This is a genomic window from Kitasatospora sp. NPDC004799 (assembly GCF_040609095.1).
In the GTDB taxonomy this organism is placed as follows: Bacteria; Actinomycetota; Actinomycetes; order Streptomycetales; family Streptomycetaceae; genus Kitasatospora.
Window position 1 is genome coordinate 1 of the sequence record NZ_JBEXJK010000094.1, and the last position, 22,998, is coordinate 22,998.

Annotated in this window: 23 protein-coding genes and 1 pseudogene; 14 read left to right on the forward strand and 10 right to left on the reverse strand. The window is 73.6% G+C overall.

Features of this window, described 5'->3' with window-relative positions; translation table 11 throughout:
- The 3 genes from ABZW03_RS14875 to ABZW03_RS14885 form a co-directional block, all read right to left on the reverse strand.
- A partial coding sequence (locus ABZW03_RS14875; protein ID WP_355256940.1) for an SCO1860 family LAETG-anchored protein occupies positions 1 to 977 on the reverse strand: 977 nt, incomplete at its 3' end.
- A gap of 126 nt (positions 978 to 1,103) precedes the next feature.
- Positions 1,104 to 1,781 carry a uracil-DNA glycosylase gene (locus ABZW03_RS14880; RefSeq protein WP_355256943.1) on the reverse strand — a complete coding sequence of 226 codons (678 nt, stop codon included), beginning with the start codon at positions 1,779 to 1,781 and terminating at the stop codon, positions 1,104 to 1,106.
- Between the two features lie 175 nt (positions 1,782 to 1,956).
- The gene (locus tag ABZW03_RS14885; protein WP_355256946.1) at positions 1,957 to 3,048 is read right to left on the reverse strand and encodes an amidohydrolase family protein; all 1,092 of its coding nucleotides are present in this window, start codon (positions 3,046 to 3,048) and stop codon (positions 1,957 to 1,959) included.
- Between the two features lie 136 nt (positions 3,049 to 3,184).
- On the opposite strand from ABZW03_RS14885, the gene ABZW03_RS14890 reads away from it, so the two are divergent.
- Entirely contained in the window at positions 3,185 to 4,270 is a 1,086-nt protein-coding gene (locus tag ABZW03_RS14890) for an aminotransferase class V-fold PLP-dependent enzyme (protein WP_355256949.1), read from the forward strand.
- Positions 4,271 to 4,353: 83 nt separating this feature from the next.
- Here ABZW03_RS14890 and ABZW03_RS14895 read toward each other — a convergent pair whose 3' ends face one another.
- Positions 4,354 to 5,988: an APC family permease gene (locus ABZW03_RS14895; protein ID WP_355256952.1), complete on the reverse strand. Its 1,635-nt coding sequence runs from the start codon at positions 5,986 to 5,988 to the stop codon at positions 4,354 to 4,356.
- Between the two features lie 305 nt (positions 5,989 to 6,293).
- Here ABZW03_RS14895 and ABZW03_RS14900 point away from each other — a divergent pair, with 305 nt between their 5' ends.
- Positions 6,294 to 7,892 (forward strand): TauD/TfdA family dioxygenase, encoded by a 1,599-nt coding sequence (locus tag ABZW03_RS14900; RefSeq protein ID WP_355256955.1) that lies wholly within the window; start codon positions 6,294 to 6,296, stop codon positions 7,890 to 7,892.
- 24 nt (positions 7,893 to 7,916) lie between these two features.
- Here the strand turns inward: ABZW03_RS14900 and ABZW03_RS14905 are convergent, their stop codons facing one another.
- Positions 7,917 to 8,726, reverse strand: a complete 810-nt coding sequence (locus tag ABZW03_RS14905) for a GntR family transcriptional regulator (RefSeq protein ID WP_355256958.1) — start codon at positions 8,724 to 8,726, stop codon at positions 7,917 to 7,919.
- A 342-nt stretch (positions 8,727 to 9,068) separates the two neighbouring features.
- On the opposite strand from ABZW03_RS14905, the gene ABZW03_RS14910 reads away from it, so the two are divergent.
- The 11 genes from ABZW03_RS14910 to ABZW03_RS14960 all read left to right on the forward strand — a co-directional run bounded on the left by ABZW03_RS14910 (position 9,069) and on the right by ABZW03_RS14960 (position 18,242).
- Positions 9,069 to 10,238, forward strand: a complete 1,170-nt coding sequence (locus tag ABZW03_RS14910; RefSeq protein WP_355256961.1) for an ABC transporter substrate-binding protein — start codon at positions 9,069 to 9,071, stop codon at positions 10,236 to 10,238.
- Positions 10,239 to 10,277: 39 nt separating this feature from the next.
- A complete protein-coding gene (locus tag ABZW03_RS14915) occupies positions 10,278 to 11,255 on the forward strand; it encodes an ABC transporter permease subunit (RefSeq protein ID WP_355256964.1) in 978 nt (325 codons plus the stop codon).
- On the forward strand, positions 11,243 to 12,088 hold the full coding sequence (locus tag ABZW03_RS14920) for an ABC transporter permease subunit (protein WP_355256967.1): 846 nt from the start codon (positions 11,243 to 11,245) through the stop codon (positions 12,086 to 12,088). Before ABZW03_RS14915 ends, ABZW03_RS14920 begins: the two co-directional genes overlap by 13 nt.
- 21 nt (positions 12,089 to 12,109) lie before the next feature.
- Positions 12,110 to 13,198 carry an ABC transporter ATP-binding protein gene (locus ABZW03_RS14925; protein WP_355256970.1) on the forward strand — a complete coding sequence of 363 codons (1,089 nt, stop codon included), beginning with the start codon at positions 12,110 to 12,112 and terminating at the stop codon, positions 13,196 to 13,198.
- A gap of 78 nt (positions 13,199 to 13,276) precedes the next feature.
- Positions 13,277 to 13,975 (forward strand): HAD family phosphatase, encoded by a 699-nt coding sequence (locus ABZW03_RS14930; protein WP_355256973.1) that lies wholly within the window; start codon positions 13,277 to 13,279, stop codon positions 13,973 to 13,975.
- Position 13,976: 1 nt separating this feature from the next.
- Positions 13,977 to 14,300, forward strand: a complete 324-nt coding sequence (locus ABZW03_RS14935) for a multidrug efflux SMR transporter (protein WP_355256975.1) — start codon at positions 13,977 to 13,979, stop codon at positions 14,298 to 14,300.
- Between the two features lie 99 nt (positions 14,301 to 14,399).
- The gene (locus tag ABZW03_RS14940) at positions 14,400 to 14,891 is read left to right on the forward strand and encodes a hypothetical protein (RefSeq protein WP_355256978.1); all 492 of its coding nucleotides are present in this window, start codon (positions 14,400 to 14,402) and stop codon (positions 14,889 to 14,891) included.
- A 190-nt stretch (positions 14,892 to 15,081) separates the two neighbouring features.
- A complete protein-coding gene (locus ABZW03_RS14945; protein ID WP_355256981.1) occupies positions 15,082 to 15,378 on the forward strand; it encodes a hypothetical protein in 297 nt (98 codons plus the stop codon).
- On the forward strand, positions 15,375 to 16,688 hold the full coding sequence (locus ABZW03_RS14950) for a putative T7SS-secreted protein (RefSeq protein ID WP_355256984.1): 1,314 nt from the start codon (positions 15,375 to 15,377) through the stop codon (positions 16,686 to 16,688). Before ABZW03_RS14945 ends, ABZW03_RS14950 begins: the two co-directional genes overlap by 4 nt.
- Positions 16,681 to 17,352, forward strand: a complete 672-nt coding sequence (locus ABZW03_RS14955; protein ID WP_355256987.1) for a hypothetical protein — start codon at positions 16,681 to 16,683, stop codon at positions 17,350 to 17,352. The genes ABZW03_RS14950 and ABZW03_RS14955 overlap by 8 nt, the downstream gene beginning before the upstream one ends.
- Positions 17,349 to 18,242 carry a hypothetical protein gene (locus ABZW03_RS14960; RefSeq protein ID WP_355256990.1) on the forward strand — a complete coding sequence of 298 codons (894 nt, stop codon included), beginning with the start codon at positions 17,349 to 17,351 and terminating at the stop codon, positions 18,240 to 18,242. The genes ABZW03_RS14955 and ABZW03_RS14960 overlap by 4 nt, the downstream gene beginning before the upstream one ends.
- A gap of 47 nt (positions 18,243 to 18,289) precedes the next feature.
- Here the strand turns inward: ABZW03_RS14960 and ABZW03_RS14965 are convergent, their stop codons facing one another.
- From ABZW03_RS14965 to ABZW03_RS14985, 5 genes are all read right to left on the reverse strand, one after another.
- A complete protein-coding gene (locus ABZW03_RS14965) occupies positions 18,290 to 18,964 on the reverse strand; it encodes a phosphonatase-like hydrolase (RefSeq protein ID WP_355256992.1) in 675 nt (224 codons plus the stop codon).
- Positions 18,965 to 18,975: 11 nt separating this feature from the next.
- The gene (locus ABZW03_RS14970) at positions 18,976 to 20,097 is read right to left on the reverse strand and encodes a TIGR03364 family FAD-dependent oxidoreductase (RefSeq protein ID WP_355256995.1); all 1,122 of its coding nucleotides are present in this window, start codon (positions 20,095 to 20,097) and stop codon (positions 18,976 to 18,978) included.
- A gap of 106 nt (positions 20,098 to 20,203) precedes the next feature.
- Complete coding sequence (locus ABZW03_RS14975) at positions 20,204 to 20,719, reverse strand: pyridoxamine 5'-phosphate oxidase family protein (RefSeq protein WP_355256998.1); 516 nt, start codon at positions 20,717 to 20,719, stop codon at positions 20,204 to 20,206.
- Positions 20,720 to 20,906: 187 nt separating this feature from the next.
- Complete coding sequence (locus tag ABZW03_RS14980) at positions 20,907 to 21,575, reverse strand: phosphatase PAP2 family protein (RefSeq protein WP_355257000.1); 669 nt, start codon at positions 21,573 to 21,575, stop codon at positions 20,907 to 20,909.
- Positions 21,575 to 22,243 carry a DedA family protein gene (locus ABZW03_RS14985; RefSeq protein WP_355257003.1) on the reverse strand — a complete coding sequence of 223 codons (669 nt, stop codon included), beginning with the start codon at positions 22,241 to 22,243 and terminating at the stop codon, positions 21,575 to 21,577. Before ABZW03_RS14985 ends, ABZW03_RS14980 begins: the two co-directional genes overlap by 1 nt.
- A gap of 116 nt (positions 22,244 to 22,359) precedes the next feature.
- Between ABZW03_RS14985 and ABZW03_RS14990 the strand changes: the two are divergent.
- Positions 22,360 to 22,716: pseudogene (locus tag ABZW03_RS14990) on the forward strand (BlaI/MecI/CopY family transcriptional regulator); the annotation flags it as partial.
- Positions 22,717 to 22,998 lie beyond the last annotated feature (282 nt).

The window sequence follows — 22,998 nt, forward strand, 5'->3', positions numbered from 1 at the left end:
GCCACTCCCCGTGGCGGGCTCCCGGGCGATTCGCCTGTTCCGGGGATCAAAGCACACGAATGCGGCCAATTCACCGACGCGCTGCTGCCGCCGGTGGCGGCCAGCTTCTCCCCCTTCTCTCCCTTCTCCACCGCGCCCTGCGGGACGGCGGTGCGCGAGGCGGTGGTGTCGGCGGCCGGCTGGGCGGCGGGCGCGCTGGTGGGCGCTGCGCCCGGGGTGGTCTGGGTGGCCGCGCCGGACGGGGTGGCCGGCGGCCCCGAGGGCTTCTCGCAGCTCACCGAGGCCACGGTGATCTTCCCGGTGACCTTGGCGACGTTCAGGTTGAGCGGGTTCACCTCCACCTGCACCTCCAGGGCCGAGGCGGCGGCGGTGGTCGTGGTGACGGTCTTCTTGGAGAACTCCACCGAGACGTTGCCGATCAGCGGCACGTCCACCTTGGTCGGCCCGTACAGCCCGACGGTGACCGGCTTGCCGAGCACGCTGAGCTTGACCGGCGCGACCACGTCGGCGGTCGGCTGCCCGTCGACCGGACAGGTCGCCTCGGCGCTCATCGCCTCCAGGCCGAGCAGCGCGGTGGCGGGCAGGCCGGGGGCGTGCACGTCGGCGTTGACCAGCTTGACGGAGGCGGCGGCGCCCTTGGCGTCGACACGGGTGACCGACTTGCCGATGTCGGCCTTGACCAGCTCGACCGGACCGGTCTGGTCGACCCCGGCCACCGTGGCCGTCAGGATCGAGCTGTCGCGCTGGGCCGGCGACTCCACCTTGTTCAGCGCGATGTTCACCGGGACGTCCACCGCCTTGTTCAACAGGCTGACGTCCAGGTCGAGTTCGGCCGTGACGGCGCGCGCCTTGCCGGGCGACGCCTTACCGGGCGAGGCCGGGGCGGGCTCGGCGGCCCGGACGGGAGCGGCGGTGAGCAGCGAGCTCGCCACCACGGCGGTGGCCGCGGCGGCGGAAACGATTCGGCGAGAAGACATGGCGATACCCCCACACAGATGAAACGATGAGCCGCCAGTCTTCTCGAACAATCAGTCACATGAGTAACACAGAAAGTCATTTCACTCGTTGGAGTGAGATTGGCGTTCTGCGCTGACCCACCTCTGCTACGGGAGCCGCCAGTCCACCGGCTGCGCCCCCTGCCTCACCAGCAGCTCGTTGGCCCGGCTGAACGGCCGAGAGCCGAAGAAGCCGCGGTCGGCCGACATCGGGCTGGGGTGGACCGACTCCACCGACGGGACGTTGCCCAGCAGCGGGCGCAGGTTGCGGGCGTCGCTCCCCCACAGGATCGCCACCAGCGGGCCGCCGCGCGCCACCAGCGCCCGGATCGCCTGCTCGGTGACCGCCTCCCAGCCCTTGCCCCGGTGCTGGCCGCTCTTGCGCGGCTGGACGGTGAGCACCCGGTTGAGCAGCAGCACGCCCTGGTTCGTCCACGGGGTGAGGTCCCCGTTGGACGGCTGCGGCAGGCCCAGGTCGGTGCCGTACTCCCGGTAGATGTTGATCAGGCTCGCCGGGATCGGGCGCACCTCGGGCGCCACCGAGAAGCTGAGCCCGACGGCGTGGCCGGGGGTCGGGTACGGGTCCTGCCCGACGATCAGCACCCGCACGTCGGCGAAGGGCTGCTGGAAGGCCCGCAGCACGTTCGGGCCGGAGGGCAGGTAGGTACGGCCTGCGGCCAGTTCGGCGCGCAGGAAGTCGCCCATCGCGGCGACCCGTCCGGCGACGGGTTCCAGGGCGGTGGCCCAACCGGGCTCGACGATCTCGTTCAGTGGACGCGGTGCCATGGTCGCCACCCTATCGGCCTACACCGACAGGGCTTTCTGCGGATGATCATGTGATCGACGCAGGTCGGGACGCGGGCATCGACGCAGGTCGGGAAGCGGGTCGGGAAGCGGGCCGGGAACCGATCGGGAAACCGCTCGGGAGCCGGCCGCGAACCCTCCGGCACCCCCGGCGCGACTATCCGACCGGCCGCCCCCGCAGCACCACCAGCCGCGGGTCCGCGAGCACCCGGACGTCCGCCCGCGGGTCCTGCGCGTACACCACGAAGTCCGCCGGCGCGCCCTCCTCCAGCCCCGGCCGCCCGAGCCACGCGCGCGCCCCCCAGCTCGCCGCCCACAGCGCCTCGGCCGGGCTCAGCCCCGCCTTCACCAGCTCCGCCACCTCGTCCGCGACCAGCCCGTGCGCCAGCGAGCCGCCCGCGTCCGTCCCGACGAACACCGGGATGCCGGCGTCGTGCGCGGCGCCCACGGTGTCGTAGCGGCGCTCGTGCAGCCGCCGCATGTGCGCCGACCAGGCCGGGAACTTGGCCTCGCCACCGGCCGCGAGGTCCGGGAAGGTGGCGATGTTCACCAGGGTCGGCACGATCGCCACCCCGCGCTCGGCGAAGACCGGGATCAGCTCCTCGGTCAGCCCGGTGGCGTGCTCGACGCAGTCGATCCCGGCCGCCAGCAGGTCCGGCAGCGACTCGGCGGAGAAGCAGTGCGCGGTGACCCGGGCGCCCTCCTCGTGCGCCGCCGCGATCGCCTCGGCCAGCGCGTCGCCGGGCCAGCAGGCGGCGAGGTCGCCGCGCTCGCGGTCGATCCAGTCGCCGACCAGCTTCACCCAGCCGTCGCCGCGCCGGGCCTCGGCCCGGACGTAGGCGGCCAGGTCGCCGGGCTCGATCTCGTGCGCGTAGTTGCGGATGTAACGCCGGGTGCGGGCGATGTGCCGCCCGGCCCGGATGATCCGGGGCAGGTCCTCGCGCTCGTCGATCCACCGGGTGTCGGCGGCCGAGCCGGCGTCGCGGATCAGCAGGGTGCCGGCGTCCCGGTCGGTGAGCGCCTGCTTCTCGCTGGTCTCGGCGTCCACCGCGCCGTGCGCGTCCAGGCCGACGTGGCAGTGCGCGTCCACCAGGCCGGGCAGCACCCAGCCGGTCACCGTCCGCACGTCCCCGGCGGTCGGCGGGCGGGTGAAGCTCACCCGGCCGTCCACCACCCAGAGTTCGTCCCGGACGTCCTCCGGGCCGACCAGCACCCGACCCCGCACGTGCAGCACCGCGCCATCGCTCATGGCCGCACTCTACCGACGGGCGGGTTGCCTGTAAGCAGTCACGATGCGGCAGACTCGTTTCCGGCACCCCACCCCCGCGAAAGACCCCCGCGCACCTCCGCGCACCCCGCGCACCCCCGCGAAAGGCGATAAAGACGTGAGTCCCTTCCTCGACCTGCCCCCGCTCAGCGCCGCCGAGTTCGCGGCGATCGAGGACCAGGTGGCCGCGCTGCTGCACACCGAGGCCGACGTGATCGTCACCCAGGGCGAGGCGCTCCTCCCGCTGGAGGCCGCCATCCGCGGCGCCGCCCACCCCGGCTCGACCGCGCTCAACATCGTCACCGGCCCGTACGGGCAGACCTTCGGCAACTGGCTGCGCTCCTGCGGGGCGAAGGTCGTCGACCTGGCCGTGCCCTTCGACAGCGCGGTGAGCGCCGAGCAGGTGGCCGAGGCGCTGGAGGCCGCCCCGGAGATCGACTTCGTCTCCCTGGTGCACGCCGAGGCCGCCACCGGCAACACCAACCCGGTCGCCGGGATCGGCGCCGCGGTCCGCGAGCACGGCGCGCTGCTGATGCTCGACGCGGTCGCCTCCGTCGCCGCCGAGCCGCTGCTCACCGACGAGTGGGGCGTCGACCTGTGCGTCATCGGCGGCCAGAAGGCGATGGGCGGCCCGGCCGGAGTCTCCGCCGTGTCCGTCTCCGAGCGCGCCTGGGAGCGGATCGCCGCCAACCCGGCCGCCCCGCGCCGCTCCTACCTCTCGCTGCTCGACTGGAAGGAGCGCTGGACCGACGCCGGCCGCGCCGTACTGCCGCACGCCCCGGCCCAGTTGGAGATGCTCGCGCTCGGCGCCTGCCTGGACCGGATCGCCGCCGACGGCCTGCCCGCGGTGATCGCCCGCCACCGCGCCGCCTCCGCCGCCACCCGGGCCGGCGTCCGCGCGCTCGGCACCCTGGCGCCGTACGTCGTCGAGGACGCCCACGCGGCCCCGGTGGCCACCACCCTGCGCACCCCGGACGGCGTCGACGCGACCGCCCTCGCCGCCCGCCTCGACCCGGCCCTGCCGGTCCAGCCGGGCGGCGGCGCGCTGGCCGGCTCGATGCTGCGGGTCAACCACTACGGGCAGGCGGCCGCGCTGGACACCGTCCAGGCCTGCCTCACCGGCCTCGCCGCCGCCACCTCGGCCGACCCGGCGCCCGCGCTGGCCGCCGCCGAGGCCGCCTGGGGCGCGACCGTCGGAGCCTGACCCCACGCACGAAGCGGGCCCGACCCCGCACACGAAGCGGCCCCCGGAGGACCCTCCTCCGGGGGCCGCGGCCGCACCGGGCCTCAGTGCCCGTTGGTGTCCACCACCTCGACGCCGCGGATGTTCCGCTCGATCTCCTCGGCCGGCAGCGCGATCGCCAGCGCCCAGTAGTAGACGACCAGCGAGAACAGCACCACGACGGCGATGTCCCACCAGAGCGGCAGGTTCCCCTGCCCGCCGCCGAAGGTGCCCTGCCAGGAGATCAGGCCCATCCCGAGCAGGTAGACCGGCAGCCACTGCCCGGCCCGGAAGTCCATCCGGGGCGCGTTCGGCATCCGCTTCGCGCGCGCGTACCAGGAGTACCCGCCGAGCAGCAGGTAGCCGATCACGATCGCCAGGCCGAGCCGCCACAGGGTGTCCCAGCCGGACCAGTAGATGACCAGGCTGGCCACCACGAAGGCCAGCGGCGAGACCACCGAGCCGCCGGGCAGGTGGTACGAGCGCTCCATCCTCGGCAGCCGCTTGCGCAGCACCCCGAAGGCCAGCGGGGCGCCCGCGTACATCAGCACCACCGCCGAGGTGATGAAGCCGACCAGCCGCTGCCAGCTCGGGAACGGCAGGAAGCAGATCACCCCGGCCGCCCAGGCGATGAGCAGGCCGAGCCAGGGCACCGCGCGCTTGTCGGTGGACTGCAGCGTCTGCGGCGCGTAGCCGTTGCGGCTCAGCCCGTAGGTGACCCGGGAGCTGGAGGTGATGTAGACCAGCCCGGTGCCGGCCGGGGAGATGACCGCGTCGATGAACAGCAGGGTGGCCAGCCAGCCCAGGCCGATCAGGGTCGCCAGGCCGGCGAACGGCCCGCTGATCCCGGGGTAGTCCAGCGAGCCCCAGCCCTGGGCGAAGGTCTCCGGCGGCAGCGCGCCGATGAACACCACCTGGAGCATCACGTAGACGATCGTGCCGATCACCACCGAGCCGAGCACCGCGCGCGGGATGTCCCGGCGCGGGTTGCGGCTCTCCCCCGCCCACTGGATGGCCTGCTCGAAGCCGAGCAGCGCGAAGATCACCCCGCTGCTGCTGATCGCGGTGAGCACGCCCTTGGCACCGTCCGGCGCGAAGCCGTGCACGTCGAAGTTGGAGCCGTGGAACTCGGTGACGCCGAGCGCGAAGATGGTCAGCACCGGGACGGCGACCTTCCACACGGTGGCCACGCTGTTGGTGTGCGCGAGCAGCCGCACGCCGAGGAAGTTGACCGCGACGAACAGCCCGAGCAGCACGGCGGCGACCACGAAGCCGGTGCCGGTGAGGGTCAGGTCGTCGTGCAGCAGGCCGCGCGCCCAGGTCCAGTGCCGGGCGTAGTTGATCATCGCCTGCACCTCGATCGGCGCGATGGTCGCGGCCTGCAGCCAGGTGAACCAGCCGAAGGACATCCCGGCGAACCCGCCGAAGGCGTAGTGCGGGTAGCGCGCGGTACCGCCCGCCACCGGGAACAGCCCGCCGAGTTCGGCGTGCACCAGCGCCAGCAGGACGATCGCCAGCGCGCCGATGCCCCAGGACAGCAGCGCCGCCGGGCCGGCCGCGACCGCCGCCTTCTGCGCCCCGAACAGCCAGCCGGAGCCGATGATCGCCCCGACCGAGGCCCAGAGCAGTCCGATGACGCCGACCTCGCGCCGCAGCGCGGTGTGCCCCGAGCCGGGTGGATTGGAGGAGGAATGGGCCATGGCCGATCGCCTCTCGAAGCAGGAGGAATTCCTCCGACAGTGCCGCAGCCCCACCCCCGGCCCGTCCCGAAACGCCCCGCGCCCCGCTCCCCTCACCCGAACAGCCCGCCGCGGGCCCCACCCGGAGCCACCGACCGGAAGCCCGCCGGAGCCGCTCGGCCGGAGCCGTCCGCCGGCACAGTTCCCGCAGCGTTCACCCGCCCGGCACGCGGAACTCACCGGAGGCAGGCAGGCTCCCCACCAAGGAAAGTTGGCTATACAACTTGACCCGCACGACAGCCGTAGTGCCGCCGAGGAGGAGACCGATGACCGAGCTGCCGCCGTACTGGCTGCGCGACAACTGCCCGTGCGCCGAGTGCCGGGACCCGCGCAACGGGCAGAAGCTGTTCCAGATCGACGACCTGCCGGACGGCCTGGCGGTCGCCGGGAGCACCGAGGCCGACGGACACCTGGAGGTGCTCTGGTCGGACGGGCACCGCTCCCGCTACCCGCTGGAGTGGCTCGACCGGGCGGACGAGGACGACGGGCGCACCGAGCGGGGCAAGCGGCTCTGGACGGCGGCGGACCTCTCGCCCGGCCTCCCCGAGGCACCGTGGGACGCCTACCTGGCCGACCCGACCGAGCGCGCCGCGGTGCTGGACGCCGTACGGACCACCGGCTTCGCCGTGCTGCGCGGGGTGCCCGCCGTGGACCGGCAGGTGCTGGCGGTGGCGGAGAGCTTCGGGTACGTCCGGGTCACCAACTACGGGGAGCTGTTCGACGTCCGGATCGAGCCGGACCCGAACAACCTCGCCTTCACCAGCGCCGCCATCGCCCCGCACACCGACAACCCGTACCGGGACCCGGTGCCGACCCTCCAGCTGCTGCACTGCCTGGAGAACTCGGCGACCGGCGGCGACTCCGGGCTGGTGGACGGGTTCAAGGCCGCGGCGCTCCTCCGGGCGGAGGCGCCGGAGGCGTTCGAGGTCCTCACCCGCACGCCCGTCCCGTTCGTCTTCCGCGACCGCCGCACCGAGCTGCGCGCCGACCGCCCGCTGATCGACCTGGACCCGCGGGGCCGGATCCGCGAGGTCAGGTTCAACAACCGCTCGATCGGCACCGTCCGGGCGGACGACCCGCACGACCTGACCGCCTTCTACGCCGCCTACCGCCGCTTCGCCGCGATCACCCTGCGCCCCGAGCTCCGGCTCACCTTCCGCCTCGGCCCCGGCGACTGCCTGGTCTTCGACAACACCCGCCTGCTGCACGCCCGGACGGCGTTCCAGCCGGACGGCCGCCGCCACCTCCAGGGCTGCTACGCGGACCTCGACGCCCTGCACAGCACCCTCGCCGTGCTGCACCGGCGCGCCGCCGCCCTGGACGCGATCGCCGCCCTGTTCGCCGGCGCGGGCGCCGGGGAGTACCTGGGCGAGGAGGTCACCATGGCCGAGCACATGCTCCAGGCCGCCGCTGCCGCCGAGGCCGCCGGGGCGCCGGACCACCTGGTGGCCGCCGCGCTGCTGCACGACGTCGGGCACTTCCTCGACGGGAACGGCCAGGAGTCCGCCCACGGCCGTGAACTGATGGAGGGTCAGGACAACCGGCACAGCGACTCGGGGGCCGACTGGCTGGCCCGGTGGTTCGGGCCGGAGGTCACCGAGCCGGTCCGGCTGCACGTGGCCGCCAAGCGCTACCTGTGCGCGGTCGAGCCCGGGTACCGGGAGCGGCTCTCCGCGGCCTCCGAGTACACGCTGGGCGTGCAGGGCGGCCCGATGGACGAGCGCCGGGCCGCCGCCTTCGCCGAACTCCCGGGCGCCCGCGACGCGGTGGCGGTGCGGCGCTGGGACGAGCGGGCCAAGGTGGCCGGCGCCCCCACGCCGGGCTTCGCGCACTACCGCCCGCTGCTCGCCGCGCTCATGCGGTGAGGCCCCCGGGCAGGGGCGGAGGGCTCAGTCCATCTCCCGCGCGTGCCGCGAAAGTGCCGAGGTGGCCAGGGAGTTGTGCACGCTGAACGCCACCGTCCCGGGCAGGTAGCGGTCCTGGGACCACTCCACCGGCGTGCCCGTCGGGTCGGTCGTGCGGCGCCGCTCGCGCAGCAGCGGACCGCCCCGGCGGCAGCCGAGCAGCCGGGCGTCCTCGGCGTTGGCCGGGACGATGTCGATCGTGTGGTCGGCGTCGGTGAACAGGATGCCGTGCTCGCGCAGCACCTCGGTGTGCGAGACCACGTCCGGCGGCAGCTCGGCGACGATCTCGCCGACCCGCGGCGGGTAGACGGTGCGCTCGACCATCACCGGCGTGCCGGACAGCGTCCGCAGCCGGACGATGACGTACACCTCCGCGCCCGCTTCCAGGCGCAGCTGCTCGCGCTCGGCGGCGTCGGCCGGGCGGCGCACCAGCGAGTCCAGGATGCCGCCGGGCTCCTCGCCCATCGAGTACGCCCAGTGCGTGAAGCTGAGCAGTTCGGAGAAGCTCTGCACCCGGGCGCCGCCGAGCACCACCCGGCGGGTGCCGCGGCGGGAGGTGACCAGTCCGTCGGAGCGCAGCACGGCGAGCGCCTGGCGGACGGTGCCGCGGGAGACGCCGTACTGCTCGGCCAGCGCGCCCTCGGCGGGCAGCCGGCCGGCCTCGCCGAACGCGCCGGCGGTGATCGCCTCGCGCAGGTCGGCGGCCACCCTCCGGTACAGCGCGCCGGGGCGCTCGGCCGGGCCGTCCGCGGCGGCCCGACTCCCCTCCTCGGGGTGCTGGGGCCCAGTTGCCACGTCAGTCAATGTCCCTCCTGGGGCGGTGTCCTGCGCAGCCGTACCGGCGCGGACAGCCCGACCTTATCCCGCTGCGCCCTCGAAGCATCCCACCGAAAGGATCACGCTCCGATGGCCGGATTCCACCGTTCCCGCACCCGACCCCGGTTCTGGGCCGTCCGTTCACCTTCCCGTCACCGGCCTCCGGCGTACTTACTGCTGTCAGCGAAGTTGGCTAGTCAACTCGGACGGCGTCGATCGATCGCTCACCCCGGCCGGTCCGCCGCCCTTCGCGAGACGCAAGCCCGCGGAACCCCCCGCGAACGCCCCTCGCCGTACGCCCCCTCAACAGGAGACTTCCCCGTGACCGTGCACCGCGCCCGCGCCGCAGCCTTCGCGGCCGTCCTGACCGCCGCCGCGCTCTCCCTCACCGCCTGCGGCTCCGCGGGTTCGAGCGCCACGTCCGGCGACGCCGCCAAGTCCGGCGCCAAGGACGCCAAGACGGCCACCTCCGCCGCCGACTTCGGCGGCATGGACGGCCTGGTCGCCGCCGCCAAGAAGGAGGGCAAGCTGCACGTCATCACGCTGCCCCGGGACTGGGCGAACTACGGCAAGATCATCGACGGCTTCAAGGCGAAGTACGGCCTCGAGGTCGAGGAGGAGAACCCGGACGGCTCCAGCCAGGACGAGATCAACGCGATCAACTCCCGCAAGGGCCAGGACCGCGCCCCCGACGTGGTCGACCTGGGCAGCGCCTTCGCCCTCCAGGCGGTCAAGGACGGCATCCTCGCCCCCTACAAGGTGGCCACCTTCGACAAGGTGCCGGACACCATGAAGGACGCGAACGGCGCCGCCGTCAACGACTACGGCGGCTACATCTCCATCGGCTGCGACGCCAAGAAGATCGCCAACTGCCCGAAGACCTTCGCCGACCTGCTCAAGCCGGAGTACAAGGGCCAGGTCGCCCTCAACGGCAACCCGACCAAGTCCGGCTCCGCCTTCGGCGGCGTCTACGCGGCCGCGCTCGCCAACGGCGGCTCGCTGGACAACGTCCAGCCCGGCATCGACTTCTTCGGCAAGCTGAAGCAGTCCGGCAACTTCAACCCGGTCGAGTCGACCCCGGCCACCATCGAGAAGGGCGAGACCCCGATCTCGATCGACTGGTCCTACCTGAACGCCGGCTACACCGACGAGTTCAAGGAGAAGGGCGTCGACTGGAAGGTCTCCATCCCGTCCGACGGCTCCTACGCCCAGTTCTACAACCAGGGCGTCAACAAGTGGGCCCCGCACCCGGCGGCCGCCCGCCTGTGGCAGGAGTACCTGTTCAGCACCGAGGGCCAGAACCTCTTCCTCGGCGGCTACGCCACCCCGTCCACCTTCGAGGCGCTGAAGAAGGACGGCAGCCTGGACGCCGCGGCCGCCGCCAAGCTCCCGCCCGTCGAGAAGCCGTTCACCACCTTCCCGACCGTGGACCAGATCAACGCGGCCAAGAAGGTCGTCACCGAGAACTGGACCAAGGCGATCGCGGGCTGACGGACCGTCAGCACTACTCGAACGGGCTGAGAAGCACTCATGACCACGGCTCCCACCCCGGTGCCGACCACCCCCGCCGCCACCGCCACCGGTGGCGGCGCGGGGGCGGCCGCCACCGCCACGACCTCCCCCACCACCACCGCGCCCGCCCCGCGGCGCCGCCCGCTCGCCCGCCTCGGCGGCGCGTCCTGGCTGGCCGCCGTACCGCTGCTGCTGTTCTTCCTGATCGGCTTCGGGCTGCCCACCGTCGCCATCGTGATCGGCGCCTTCACCACCTCCGGCGACGCGGAGACCGGCGCCGGGCAGTTCACCCTCGACAACCTGACGGCCTCCGTCCAGGGCGCCTACCGGACGGCCATGCTGAGCAGCCTCAAGCTCTCCGCGCTGACCGCGCTGCTCGCCACCGTGCTCGGCCTGCCGCTCGCCCAGGCCGTCGTCACCTCCCGGCACGGCTGGCTCCGCCAGGCGGTGCTCACCGCCTCCGGCGTGCTCGCCAACTTCGGCGGCCTGCCGCTCGCCTTCGCGTTCGTCGCCACCCTCGGCAACGCCGGCGAGATCACCAAGCTGCTGCACCTCACCGACCACGGCTGGTCGCTGTACTCGTTCACCGGCCTGGTGATCGTGTACCTGTACTTCCTCGTCCCGCTGATGGTGCTCACCATCACCCCGGCCCTGGACGGGCTGCGGACCCAGTGGCGCGAGGCGGCCCAGAACAACCGCGCCACCACCCTCCAGTACTGGCTGCACGTCGCGCTGCCGATCCTGCTGCCCTCCCTGCTCGGCGGCTTCGTGCTGCTCTTCGGCAGCGCCTTCGCCGCGTACGCGACCGCCGCCGCCATGGTCGGCGCGACCGTCCCGCTGGTCAGCCGCTCGATCGCGGACGCGCTCTCCGGCAACGTGCTGGTCGGCCAGGGCAACCTCGCCCTCGCCCTCAGCCTCAACATGATCGTGGTGGCCGTCCTGGTGATGGCCGTGTACCTCCCCCTCCAGCGCCGGAGCGCCCGATGGCTCAGCTGACCACCCCCGCCCGCCCCGGCCGTCGCACCGTGCGCTGGTGGCGCGGCGCCGTGCTGCTGCTCGCCGGCGTCTACTTCGTCGTCCCGCTCGCGGCCTCCTTCTGGTTCTCGATCGACGACCCCAAGGGCCTCTCCTTCGAGGCCTACACCGGACTGCTCTCCGCCCCCGGCTTCCTGGACAGCCTCTGGCTGACCCTCGGCCTCGCCGTGGTCACCGTCGTGGTGCTGCTGCTCCTGCTCGTCCCGGCGCTGATCGCCGTCCGGCTCGGCTCGCCGAAGCTGCGCCCGGTCATCGACGTGCTCTGCACCCTGCCGCTGGTCGTCCCGCCGGTCGCCCTGACGGCCGGCCTCATCGGCGTGCTCCGCTGGGGCCCGGACCACCTGATGGACACCCCGTTCTTCCAGACCTTCGTGTTCGTCCAGGACCCGGACTTCCCGCTGGTGCTGGTCATCGCCTACGTGCTGATGGCCCTGCCGCTCGCCTACCGCGCCCTGGACGCCGGCCTGCGCTCGATGGACGTGCGCACCCTGGTCGAGGCCGCCCGCAACTGCGGCGCGAGCTGGCCGCGCGCGGTGTTCACCGTCGTCCTGCCCAACCTGCGCGGGGCCCTGCTGAACGCCTCCTTCCTCACCCTGGCCCTGGTGCTCGGCGAGTTCACCTCCGCCTCGATCCTCGGCTACCAGCCCTTCCCGGTCTGGATCTACTCGGTCGGCAACAGCCAGGCCCACATGTCGGTCGCGGTCTCCATCCTGAGCCTGCTGCTCACCTGGCTGCTGCTGCTCCTGCTGGCCACCGCCGGGCGCGAGCGCCGCGCCAAGACCGCCACCTCCTGAAACCCCCCGGAGTCCCCCGTCATGACCACGGCCACCGCCACCACCACCGGCACCCCGCTCTCCACCGGCGGCGCCACCGTCGAATTCCGCTCCCTGCGCCGCGCGTTCGGCACCACCACCGCCCTCGACGGCCTGGACCTGACCGTCCACCCCGGCGAGCTGCTCGCCCTGCTCGGCCCGTCCGGCTGCGGCAAGACCACCGCGCTGCGCATCCTGGCCGGCTTCGAGCAGCACGACTCCGGCGAGGTGCTGGTCGACGGCCGGGACATCACCGCGATCCCCGCGCACAAGCGCGACGCGGGCATGGTGTTCCAGTCCTACAGCCTCTTCCCGCATCTGACCGCGCTGGACAACGTCGCCTTCGGGCTGCGGATGCGCGGCACCGGCAAGGCCGAGCGCCGCAAGCGGGCCCAGGAGCTGCTGGAGCTGGTCGGCCTGCCGCACCGCGCCGAGCACTACCCGCACCAGATGTCCGGCGGCCAGCAGCAGCGCATCGCGCTCGCCCGCGCGCTCGCCCTCCAGCCGCGCGTCCTGCTGCTGGACGAGCCGCTGTCCGCGCTGGACGCCAAGGTCCGCCTCCAGCTGCGCGAGGAGATCCGCCGCCTCCAGCAGGAGCTGGGCATCACCACCCTGTTCGTCACCCACGACCAGGAGGAGGCGCTGTCGATGGCCGACCGGGTCGCGGTGCTGCGTGCCGGGCGGCTGGAGCAGTGCGCCGCCCCGTCCGAGCTGTACGGCCGGCCGGCCACCGCCTTCGTCGCCGAGTTCGTCGGCACCATGAGCCGCATCCCGTGCACCCGCACCTCGGACGGCGTCGAGGTGCTCGGCCGCCGGCACGCGGTGGACGGCGCGATCCCGGCCGACGGCGAGCTCCAGGTGCTGGTCCGCCCGGAGAACGTCGTCCTGACCCCGGCCGAGGACGGCCCCGCGCTGGTGGTCACCGCCGCCTTCCTGGGGGCCGTCACCCGGCTCACCGTCCGCCTGGACGACGGCACCGAGGTCAAGGCCGACCTGCCCACCGAGGCCGCCGCCGCGCTGCCGGCCGGCGCGCGGGCCGCGCTCGCCCTGCCGGAGCGTCCGGTCCTGGTGGACCGCCGCACCGCCGCCTGAGAGCCTCGTACGTCCCCGCTCCACCGAGAGCACCGAGAAGCACCGAAGAACCGCCGAAGGACCACCGAAGGTACCGCCATGCCTGACACCGCCCCGTCCGCATCCGTCCCGCTGCCCGCCGCCGTCCTGTTCGACATGGACGGCACCCTGGTCGACACCGAGCAGCTGTGGTGGCAGACCGCCGCCGAGCTCGCCGAGGAGCTGCGCCACCCGCTCACCGAGCAGGACGCCCCCGAGGTGCTCGGCCAGGCCGTCGAGCACACCGCCGCCCACCTGCACCGGGTCAGCGGCACCGCCCTCGGCGAGGCCGAACTCGCCGAGCGGCTGTCCGAGTCCTTCGCCGCCAAGGTCGCCGCCGAGACGGTGCCGCGCCCCGGCGCGCTCGCCCTGCTGGCCGCGCTGCGCGACGCCCGGGTGCCCACCGCGCTGGTCTCCGCCTCGCCGCGCCAGGTGGTGGACCTGGTGCTGTCCGCCATCGGCCGGGACTGGTTCGCCGTCACCCTGGCCGCCGAGGACACCGAGCACACCAAGCCCGCGCCCGACCCGTACCTCGCCGCCGCCGAGCGGCTGGGCCTGGACCCGGCCGTCTGCCTCGCCGTCGAGGACACCCCGACCGGCGTCGCCTCCGCCACCGCGGCCGGCTGCGCGGTGCTCGCCGTGCCGTCCACCGCGGTGCCGATGCCGCGGGGCGAGCGGATCACCCTGCTCGCCAGCCTGGAACAGGCCGACCTCGCCCTGCTCGGGAAGCTCACCGGCGCCGGCGCGGTTCGACCCTGACATGCCCTATCTCCTGCTCGCGCTCGCCATCGTCAGCGAGGTCTGCGCCACCAGCTGCCTCAAGCTCACCGAGGGGTTCACCCGGCTCTGGCCGAGCCTCGGCGTCGGCGTCGGCTACGCGCTGTCCTTCCTGCTGCTCGGCCGCGCGCTCAAGCACATACCCGTGTCGGTCGCCTACGCGGTCTGGTCCGGGGCCGGCACCGCGGCGGTCGCCGGGATCGGCGCGGTCGCCTTCGGCGAGCCGCTCGGGCGGCTGCAGTGGCTGGGCATCGCGCTGGTGATCGTCGGGGTGGTCGTGCTCAACCTCAAGGGCGGCCATTCCTGACGGTTCGTCAATTCTGGCCGTAGTCGTCAACTCCCTTGCCGGGGCGGGATGTCGGAGTCGCCGACCACCCGCCCCGGATGCTTCGCTACGGTGTCCACCATGACGGACCCCCGGCCCCATCACTACCGCTTCGTCCACCGCGAGCTCGCCCGCCAGGTGCTGGAGTTCGGCCCGCGCGTGGCCACCCCGACCCCGGACGGCGGCAGCCTGCTGCCCGTCGTCACCCAGATCTGGGACGACCTCGGCGGCACCCTGCCGCCCGAGGACCGGCTGCCCGGCCACGGCCTCGACTGCCGCCACCTGTCGGTCGACGGCCACCACATGCTGCTGGTCACCCTGCCCACCCCGGTCGGCGCCACCGAGGCCCACTTCGTCGCCGCCGTCCAGCCCAAGGGCGCCAGGGCCGTCCGCTACGTGACCCTGGAGCACGCCGTCAGCCCCCTCGACGGCAGCCCCGGCACCGTCCTCGGCGAATGGACCGCCGAGAACCACCTCAACCACGGCCCGGGGCCCTCCCCGGTCGCCGAACTGTTCGTCACGGCCGTGGTGCAGCTCGTCACCCGGCGAAGGCGCGGCTTCTGGCGCCGCTGACACCGCCGGCGCCGCCGGCACCGCATCGTCCGTGTACGCCTCAAGACCGGGCCGCCGGCGTCAAGAACGCGTCGACGGCCCGTAAAGGTCCCGCAAACATCCTCCCCCCGACCCCCGCACCGGCGATCATCGGGGTACCGCTTGGGGCTATGCTCGCCCGGTCCGACAAAAGACGCATCGGGGGGCGAAAGTGTCCGACTTCAAAGTCAGTGTCGAATTCCTCGCCAAGTTGGCCCAGGACCTCAAAGGCTGCGGCGACGAGCTCGAACAGGGCCTCAAGGCCTTCGAGGCGGCCGGCCACACCGGCACCGGCTTCGACTTCCTGGACGAGTCCTGCGGCCACTTCAAGGACAAGTGGCAGTTCGGCCTGAAGAAGGTCCGCGAGTGCGTGAAGGCCCTGGACGAGGGCCTGGAGCAGGTGCGGAAGAACTACGACGGCACCGAGCAGAGCATCGTCAAGGTCCTCGCCCCGGCGGGGCAGTCGTGACCGCCCCCGCGCCGGACTGGTCCGGCCTCGGCTTCAACCCCACCCCCGGCGACTCCGCCGCCGTCACCGCGCTCAGCAACAGCCTGCGCCGGGTGGGCCAGCACCTGAGCGGCGTGCACACCACGCTCGCCCAGATCTCCAACAACGAGGGCCAGTGGACGGGCGAGGCGGCCAAGCAGTTCGCCAAGCAGTTCGGCAAGCTGCCCGGCTACCTCCAGGACGCCTCCGACTCGATCACCGCCGCCTACACGGCGCTCGACGTCTGGTACAAGGCGCTGACCGAACACCAGCCCAAGGCCGCCGAGTTGGCCGCCTCCGCGGTCGCCGCCAAGAAGAAGAAGGACGAGGCGGAGAAGGCCCACAGCGCCGCGGCCGCCGCCCCCGACCTCCAACTGGCCGGCCGCTACTTCTCCGACGACGCCGCCCTCGCCGCCGCCGAACAGCGCTACACCAAGGCGAAGAGCCACCTGGACTCGGCCGCCAACCTGCTCACCAGCGCCTCGAACGAGCTGGCCGGCCTCCAGAAGCAGGCCCACGAACTCGCCGGCACCCACAAGTCCGACGCCCAGAAGACCTCCGAGGCCGTCCGCAAGGCCGCCGACAGCAAGGCCCCGCCGGAGCCGGGCATGCTCAGCAAGATCGGCGATTGGTTCAGCAAGCACGGCGCCGACCTGCTGACGGTGGCCTCGGGCATCTGCGGCGTGGCAGCCATCTTCTGCCCGGCGTTCGCACTGCCCGCCATCCTGTTGAGCGTCGGCGCGGCGGGCCTGCACGCGAAGCAGTACGGCATCAAGGGGCTGATGCCCACCAGCATGGCGAACCTCGGCAACGACCTCACGCTGGCCGGCGACCTCCTCGGAGCCCTCCCCGGCGGAGCCCTCGTCAAGGGCGGGATCACCGCGTTCCGGGGTGCCCGCGCCGCAGAAGGCGGGGTCAAAGCCGTGAGCGCCAGCGCCAAGGAGATCCGCACCGCCGCCAGGGCGATCGATCCGGCCAACCCGATCTTCACCAACGCGATCGAGAAGCCCGCCATGAAGCTCGGGCTCTCCAAGGCCGCCGCGATGAACGTCTCCGACGGCGTGCAGGCGGCCAGCGGTGTCGCGCTGACGGCCCCCACCGCCGCTGGCCTCTTCACCGACAATCCGAGCCCGGGGCTGAGCGCCGCGATCAACTACACCACGGGCGGCGGCACCGCGCTCAACGGCGCCGGCGGCGCCATCGGCGGCAGCGGAAAGGGTCGGATCCTGCCGGCGCTCCTGGGCGGCGGCAGTGCGGTCGTCACCGGCGTGTGGGGAGTCGGCCATGACTGACACGACCGCCCCGTCGATCTGGCTCTCCCTGCCCGAGGGGTTCACCGAGATCGACCTGTCCGAGGATCCGGGCGACCGCATGAGCCGGATCGTGGACGGACTCGACACGCTCACCGACGCCTCGCCGGAGCAGAAGCTCGGCATCGCCGTCTCCGCCGAGCTCGCCCTCCAGGCGCAGCTGCGCGAGGGGGCGGTCCACGTCTCCAACTGCCTGGTGGAGACCGAGGAGGGCCGGATCGTCCAGGGCGTGTTCAGCCTGTTCCTGCGCGAGCAGGAGCAGGACTCCCCGGGCGGCTACCCCCAGCGCGTCGCCCGGGAGCTCGCGGCCGCCTGGCCGGACGCCGACGTCGATGTCCTCGACTTCCCGCTCGGCCGGGCCGCCGTGACCGTCCGCGACCTGGCCGTGCCCGTGTCCGGGACGACCTACGGCCTGCCGGGATCAGGTGTCGCCGACGTCCGCCAGTTGGAGGCCCTGTTCGCGCACCCGTGGAGCCCCCACGTGCTCGCCGTCGTCTTCAGCACCCAGCACCCGGACTACTGGGAGGGCTGGTCGGTGCTGGTCGGCGCCGCGATCAGCGGGATCTCCTTCTACCCGCCGCTCGACGAATCACGGAACGCCCTGCCTCCCGAGCGGCAGGACAACATCCGGAGGGCCTTCGGGTGACACTCGACCAGTCCGTCCCGGAGGCAGGAAGCAACCCCCGCCGACTGGGCCGTGCCGCCGTCCTGACCGCCGTCCTGACCTTCCTGTTCATCGGCATCGTCCTCGCGTTCGCGTACGTCGGCACCTTCCCGGCCTTCGGCTTGGGCGTGCTGTACATGGTCGCGGCGGGCGTCGGTCTCGCGAAGCTCGGAGCGCCGGGGAACGGCCCCGACTCCACGACCGGCTGGGGCGGGCTGCTCATCGTCTTCTTCGCCCTCCTCATCGGCACCGGCGCAGGCGCCGACGCCTGGCACAACCACGTGCTGGGTTCGGGGCGGGACGTGCAGGCGGTGGTCGTCGCCGAGCACCTCGACAAGTCGGTCCGCGGCACGAAGCGGACATACGTCCTCTCCGCGGAGGGCGCGGAGGTCCCCGGCGGGCCCTTGGCGCCGGACAGACGGCGCTTCAGCCCCGGCGACCACGTCACCGTCCGGATGGACCCGGCCGGGCGGGTCGCTCCCAAGCTGCCCGGGGAGGCCGATTCCCCGGCCTCCCTGTGGAGTGCGATCGGCATCAACGCGGGCATCGCCCTGTTCGTGTTCTGGTTCGCCCACGACAGCGGCAAGCCGCGTCGGACGCCACGCCCGGCCGGCCCCTGGCGCGAGCGGATTCGCCGGCTCGACGGACTGCCGCTCGCCACGGCGGCGACGGCGGTCTCGGTTCCCTGGCTGCTGTGCTTCCTGCTCGTCCAAAGCCGTCTCGGCCTGGCCCTGATGGTCGCGATCCCCTACCCCCTCGTCGGATTGGCCGCCTTCGGCGCACTCGTCCGCGACGAGGACCGGAGCCGGCCCCAGGGCCTCGTTCTCCTCACGGTCGGCCTCGTCTTCACCGCACTCGCCCTGTTCCTCTGAGCGACGCCTGCCGCCCCGGGCGCGAGGCGCGGGGCGGCGAGGGGGCGTCAGCCCAGCAGGGCGGGCAGTTCGGCGATCGAGCCGAGGACGTGGGTGGCGCCGTCGGCGCGGAGGCGGGCCTCGTCGTGGGCGCCGGTGAGGACGCCGGCGACGACGGAGGCGCCGGCCCGGGTGCCGGTCAGCATGTCGTAGCCGGTGTCGCCGGCCACGGCGATCTGGCGGACGGACTCGGTGCCGGTGCGCAGCAGGGCGGTGAGCGCGAGGTCCGGGTACGGGCGGCCGCGGCCGGCCTCGGCGGGGCAGAGGGTCAGGTCGGCGACGGACTGCCAGCCGAGGGCGTCCAGGATGCGGTCCTGGGTGGCCCGGGAGAAACCGGTGGTGAGGACCACCTTGCGGCCCTGGCCGCGCAGTTCGGCGATGGCCTCGGCGGCGCCGGGCAGGGCGGCGCAGTGGCCGGCGTCGACCAGGTCGTGGTAGGCGGCCTCGAAGGCGGCGTTGGCCCGCTGGGCCTTCTCCTCCGCGCCGAACAGGTGCCGGAAGACGGAGATCTTGGACTCGCCCATGGTGGCCCGGACGTGGGCCAGCATCGGGTCGAACTCCGGGCCGGCGGTGTCGACGCCGAGCGCCGCGGCGGCCGCGGTGAAGGCCTGTTCGACCAGGCCGTCGTCGGCCACGGTGGTGCCGGCCATGTCGAGCACGACCAGGCGGATGTCGATGGTCACAGCAACGTCCCTTACAGGTTGGCGAGTTCGGCGGTGGTCTCGGCGATGGCCGGCGAGCAGGTCATGCCGCGGCCGCCCGGGCCGGTGACCAGCCAGACGCCGTCGCGCACGCGCTCGCGGTGGACGACCCGGGTGGAGTCGACGCACTGCGCGTACACCCCGGCCCAGCGGCGGCGGATCCGCGGCATCGGGCGGCCGAGCAGGTCCTCGACGACGCCCACCAGGTGGTCGTACGGGTCCTCGACGACGTCGAAGCCGAACGGCTGGTCGTACTCGTGGGTGTCGCCGATGGTCAGGCCGCCGTCGCGGCGCTGGACCATCAGCAACTGCATCCTGTGCTCGGCGGCGACCGGCGGCTGCGGCTGGGTCTCGCGCAGCCGGTCCAGGGCGGTGCCGGCGAAGGCGGGGTAGTAGCGGAAGCTGTCGCCGTCGGCGACCGAGGTGGTCAGGGTCTCGCCGAGCGGGTCGGTCTGCATCATCTGGAGCCGGACCCGGCGGACCGGCAGGGCGGGGGCGAGTTCGCGGACCAGGCCGCCGAGCCAGGCGCCGGTGCAGAGGACCACCAGGTCGCCGGTGTGGACGTCGCCGTGGTCGTCGCGGACGGCGTGCTCGCCGACCACCTCGCGCACCTCGCGCCCGGGCAGGAAGGTGTACCGGCCGGTGGACTCCAGGTACCGGCGCAGCGCGGGCTGGGCGGTGCGGGGCTCGACGGCGGCGTCGCGCCCGCACCACAGGGCGCCGAGCAGCTTTCCGCGCAGGGCCGGGTTGGCGGCGCGGGTCTCGTCGGGGTCGAGCAGCCGGTAGCCGCGGGCCTCGGCGTCCGGCAGGGCCAGGGCCTGCTCGGCGACGGCGAGTTCGGCCTCGGTGCGGATCGCGGTGAGCGAGCCGTTGGCCCGGAAGCCGAGGTCCGGGACGCGGGCGCCGATGGACTCCCACAGTTCGCGGGCCCGCAGCGCGGTGTCCAGTTCCTCGCCCTGCGCCCGGCCGCTGACCCAGACCAGGCCGAAGTTGCGCACCGAGGCGCCGCGCGCCTCGGTCTCGCGTTCCAGGTGGACGACCTCGTGGCCGCGCTCGACGGCCTGCCAGGCGTGCATGGTGCCCAGCACGCCCGCTCCTACGACGATGACTCTCATGCGGCCAGGCTGGTGCGCCCAGGTGTCCGAGGGGCGTCCGGATGCCGACCCGCGGATGAACCACCTGAAAAGTTGTACAGACAACCCGTCGGTAACTTCAAGCGGACTACGACCGCACCACCCGCGCCCGCAGGTAGTTGCGCCGCCCGAAGTTCGGCTCGTCCACCGCCGTCAGCTCCTCCACCTGGAACCGGTACAGCGCCGCCGCCCCGCCCCCGGTGAGGAACTGCCGCCGGACCTCCTCGTCCTGCGCGAAGGCCGGGTAGCGCCCCTGGTAGGCGGCCAGCGCCGCCTCGGCCTGCCGCCCCCAGGCCTCGCTCGCGCCGCCGGCCAGCTGGAGGCCGCGCAGCTGCTCGCCGAAGACCGGCGGCGGTAGGAAGACGGTGGCGGCGGCCCGGGCCTCCTCGGCCAGGTGGTGGCTGTGCCGGGTGGAGCGCTCGCTGACGAAGTAGAGGACGAGGTCGTCGTCGTACGCGAAGAAGGCCAGGTTGGCGTGCGGGCCGTGCTCGTGGCCCGCGGTGGCGAGGGTGAGCACCATGGCCTCGGCCAGCAGCCCCTCGACGCCCTTGTGCAGCAGGTCGCCCGGCCAGTCCCCCTGCGTGATGTCGAGTCGGTACGGCATTCGGCACTCCCTCCGCTGGCACGCCCGGCGCCCGCGCGCCCGAGCACGACTGAGCCGGGCGGGCACCCCCCCCGGAGGAGGCCCCACGCCCGGCTCACATGCTCCACCCGCCGTCCGAAACCGGACAAGGGGCGGGCGGGCTACGGAACGGCGACGGTCCGCGCGAGGACCGCCGGCGGCTCCCGGGTCAGTGCCGCTGCACCCGGTACGCGGAGCGGCCGTGGCCGGCCGTCGGCCGGTCCCCCGGCCCGACCAGCGGCCGCAGCGCGCCCGCCCGCATCCGGTCCACCAGCGGCCCGCAGCGTCCGGCGAGCGGCGCCAGCACCACCGCGGCCAGCAGTCCGACCAGAGCGCCCACCGCCACGTCGTGCGGGTAGTGCACGCCGACCCAGACCCGGGAGGCGGCCATCAGCGCCGCGAACAGGCCCGCGACCCAGCCGAGCCGCCGGTCGACGAACCAGAGCGAGGCGGCCGCGGCGAAGGCGATCACCGAGTGGTTGCTCGGGAAGGACCAGTCGCCGGTGCCCGGGCAGGTCTCCAGCGAGACGCTGCCGGGGATCTGCGCGCACGGGCGGAGTTCCTCGACCGCGCCCTTGAGCACCGAGTTGACGCCGTACGCGATCACCACGATCACCGGCGAGGCCAGCACCCTGGCCATCACGGCCGAGTCCGCGCCGCGCGCCCGCCACCAGGCGAGCAGCATGAAGACCGCGAACAGCCCGAGGCCGAACGCCGACCAGACCCTGACCAGCTCGTCCAGCCAGTGCGGGGCCGCCTGCGCCCAGCCGTTGACCCGGGAGTACAGGTCGCCGTCGATACCGCTGCCGTCGTACACGGCGAGCGCCCGGGAGGGCATCACACGTCACCTCCGTGACGTCGCGCCTTACGGGCGCGGAACAGTTCGAGAACAAGGGGGAGCACGGAGACAACTACTACCAGACCGATGATCGGCAGCAGATATCCGTCGATACCGGGTACGGACGATCCGAGCGCGTACCCGGCGAGCACCACGCCGACCGTCCAGACCGCCCCGCCGACCACCTGCCAGCGGGTGAACGTGCGGACCGGCACGTCGAGCACGCCGCAGAGCGGGTTCAGCACCGTGCGGACCACCGGGACGAACCGGGCCAGCACGATCGCCTTGCCGTGGCCGTACCGGGCCAGCAGCCGCTCGGCCCGCTCGACGCCCTCCAGCAGGCGCTTGCGCCGGGTCCGCCCCAGCAGCGCCCGGCCGCCGCGCCGGCCGATCAGGTAGCCGACCTGGGCCCCGCCGAGCGCGCCCGCCAGGGCGGCCGGCAGCACCTGCCACAGCTCCAGCCGCGGGCCCCCGGCGGCGCCGGGCACGCAGAGCAGTCCGGCGGTGAACAGCAGCGAGTCGCCGGGCAGGAAGAAGCCCACCAGCAGGCCGGTCTCGGCGAACAGCACCACGGCGATGCCGAGCGCGCCGAACGCGGCGAGCAGTGAGGACGCGTCCAGCGGGTTCACCGCGAGGTGAACGGCCGGGGCGGCGGGGAACTGGAGCAAGGCCGGCGGACCTCCCGTACGTTGGGGGGCGGTTCGCAACGGGGAACCGCCCGGACCGTCTACAGTTCAGTAGACGGTCTACATGACTGTAGACGAAACTTGGAGGACGCGCCGCCATGCCCGACGTACCGTCCGCCCGCCGGCCCGCCGGGGAGCTGGAGGCCGAGGTACTGGCTGCCCTCTGGTCCGCCCGGCGGCCGATGACGCCGCAGGACGTCCAGGCCGCGCTCGGCGGGGAGCTCGCCCGCACCACCGTGGCGACGATCCTGGCCCGGCTGTTCGACAAGGGGACGGTCGCGCGCACCCGGGCCGGCCGGGCCTACGCCTACACCCCGACCGTCCAGGACACCGCGGGGCTCGCCGCCCGCCGGATGCACACCGAGCTCGGCCGCGAGGCCGACCGCTCCACCGTGCTGGCCCGGTTCGTCTCCGACCTCTCCGCCGAGGACGAGCGGCTGCTGCGCGAGCTGCTCGGCGACGGCGCCCCGGGGGCCGTCGGGTCCGACGCCGCGGGTGCGGTCGCACCGGGAGCGGACGGGCCGCGAGCCGACTCTCCGCGAGCCGACGGGCCGGGACCGGACGCCCAGGGGACGCCCGGCCGATGATCCTCGTCGTCTGGGTCCCGCTGCTGCTGCCGTTCCTGGCCGCCCCGCTGGCCCGCCGCCTCGCCGAGGCGCTGCCGCCGCGGGCCGCCGCCCGGATGCTGGCCGCCAGCGCCGCCGTCCTGGCCGGCGGCACCCTCTGCTCGCTCGGTC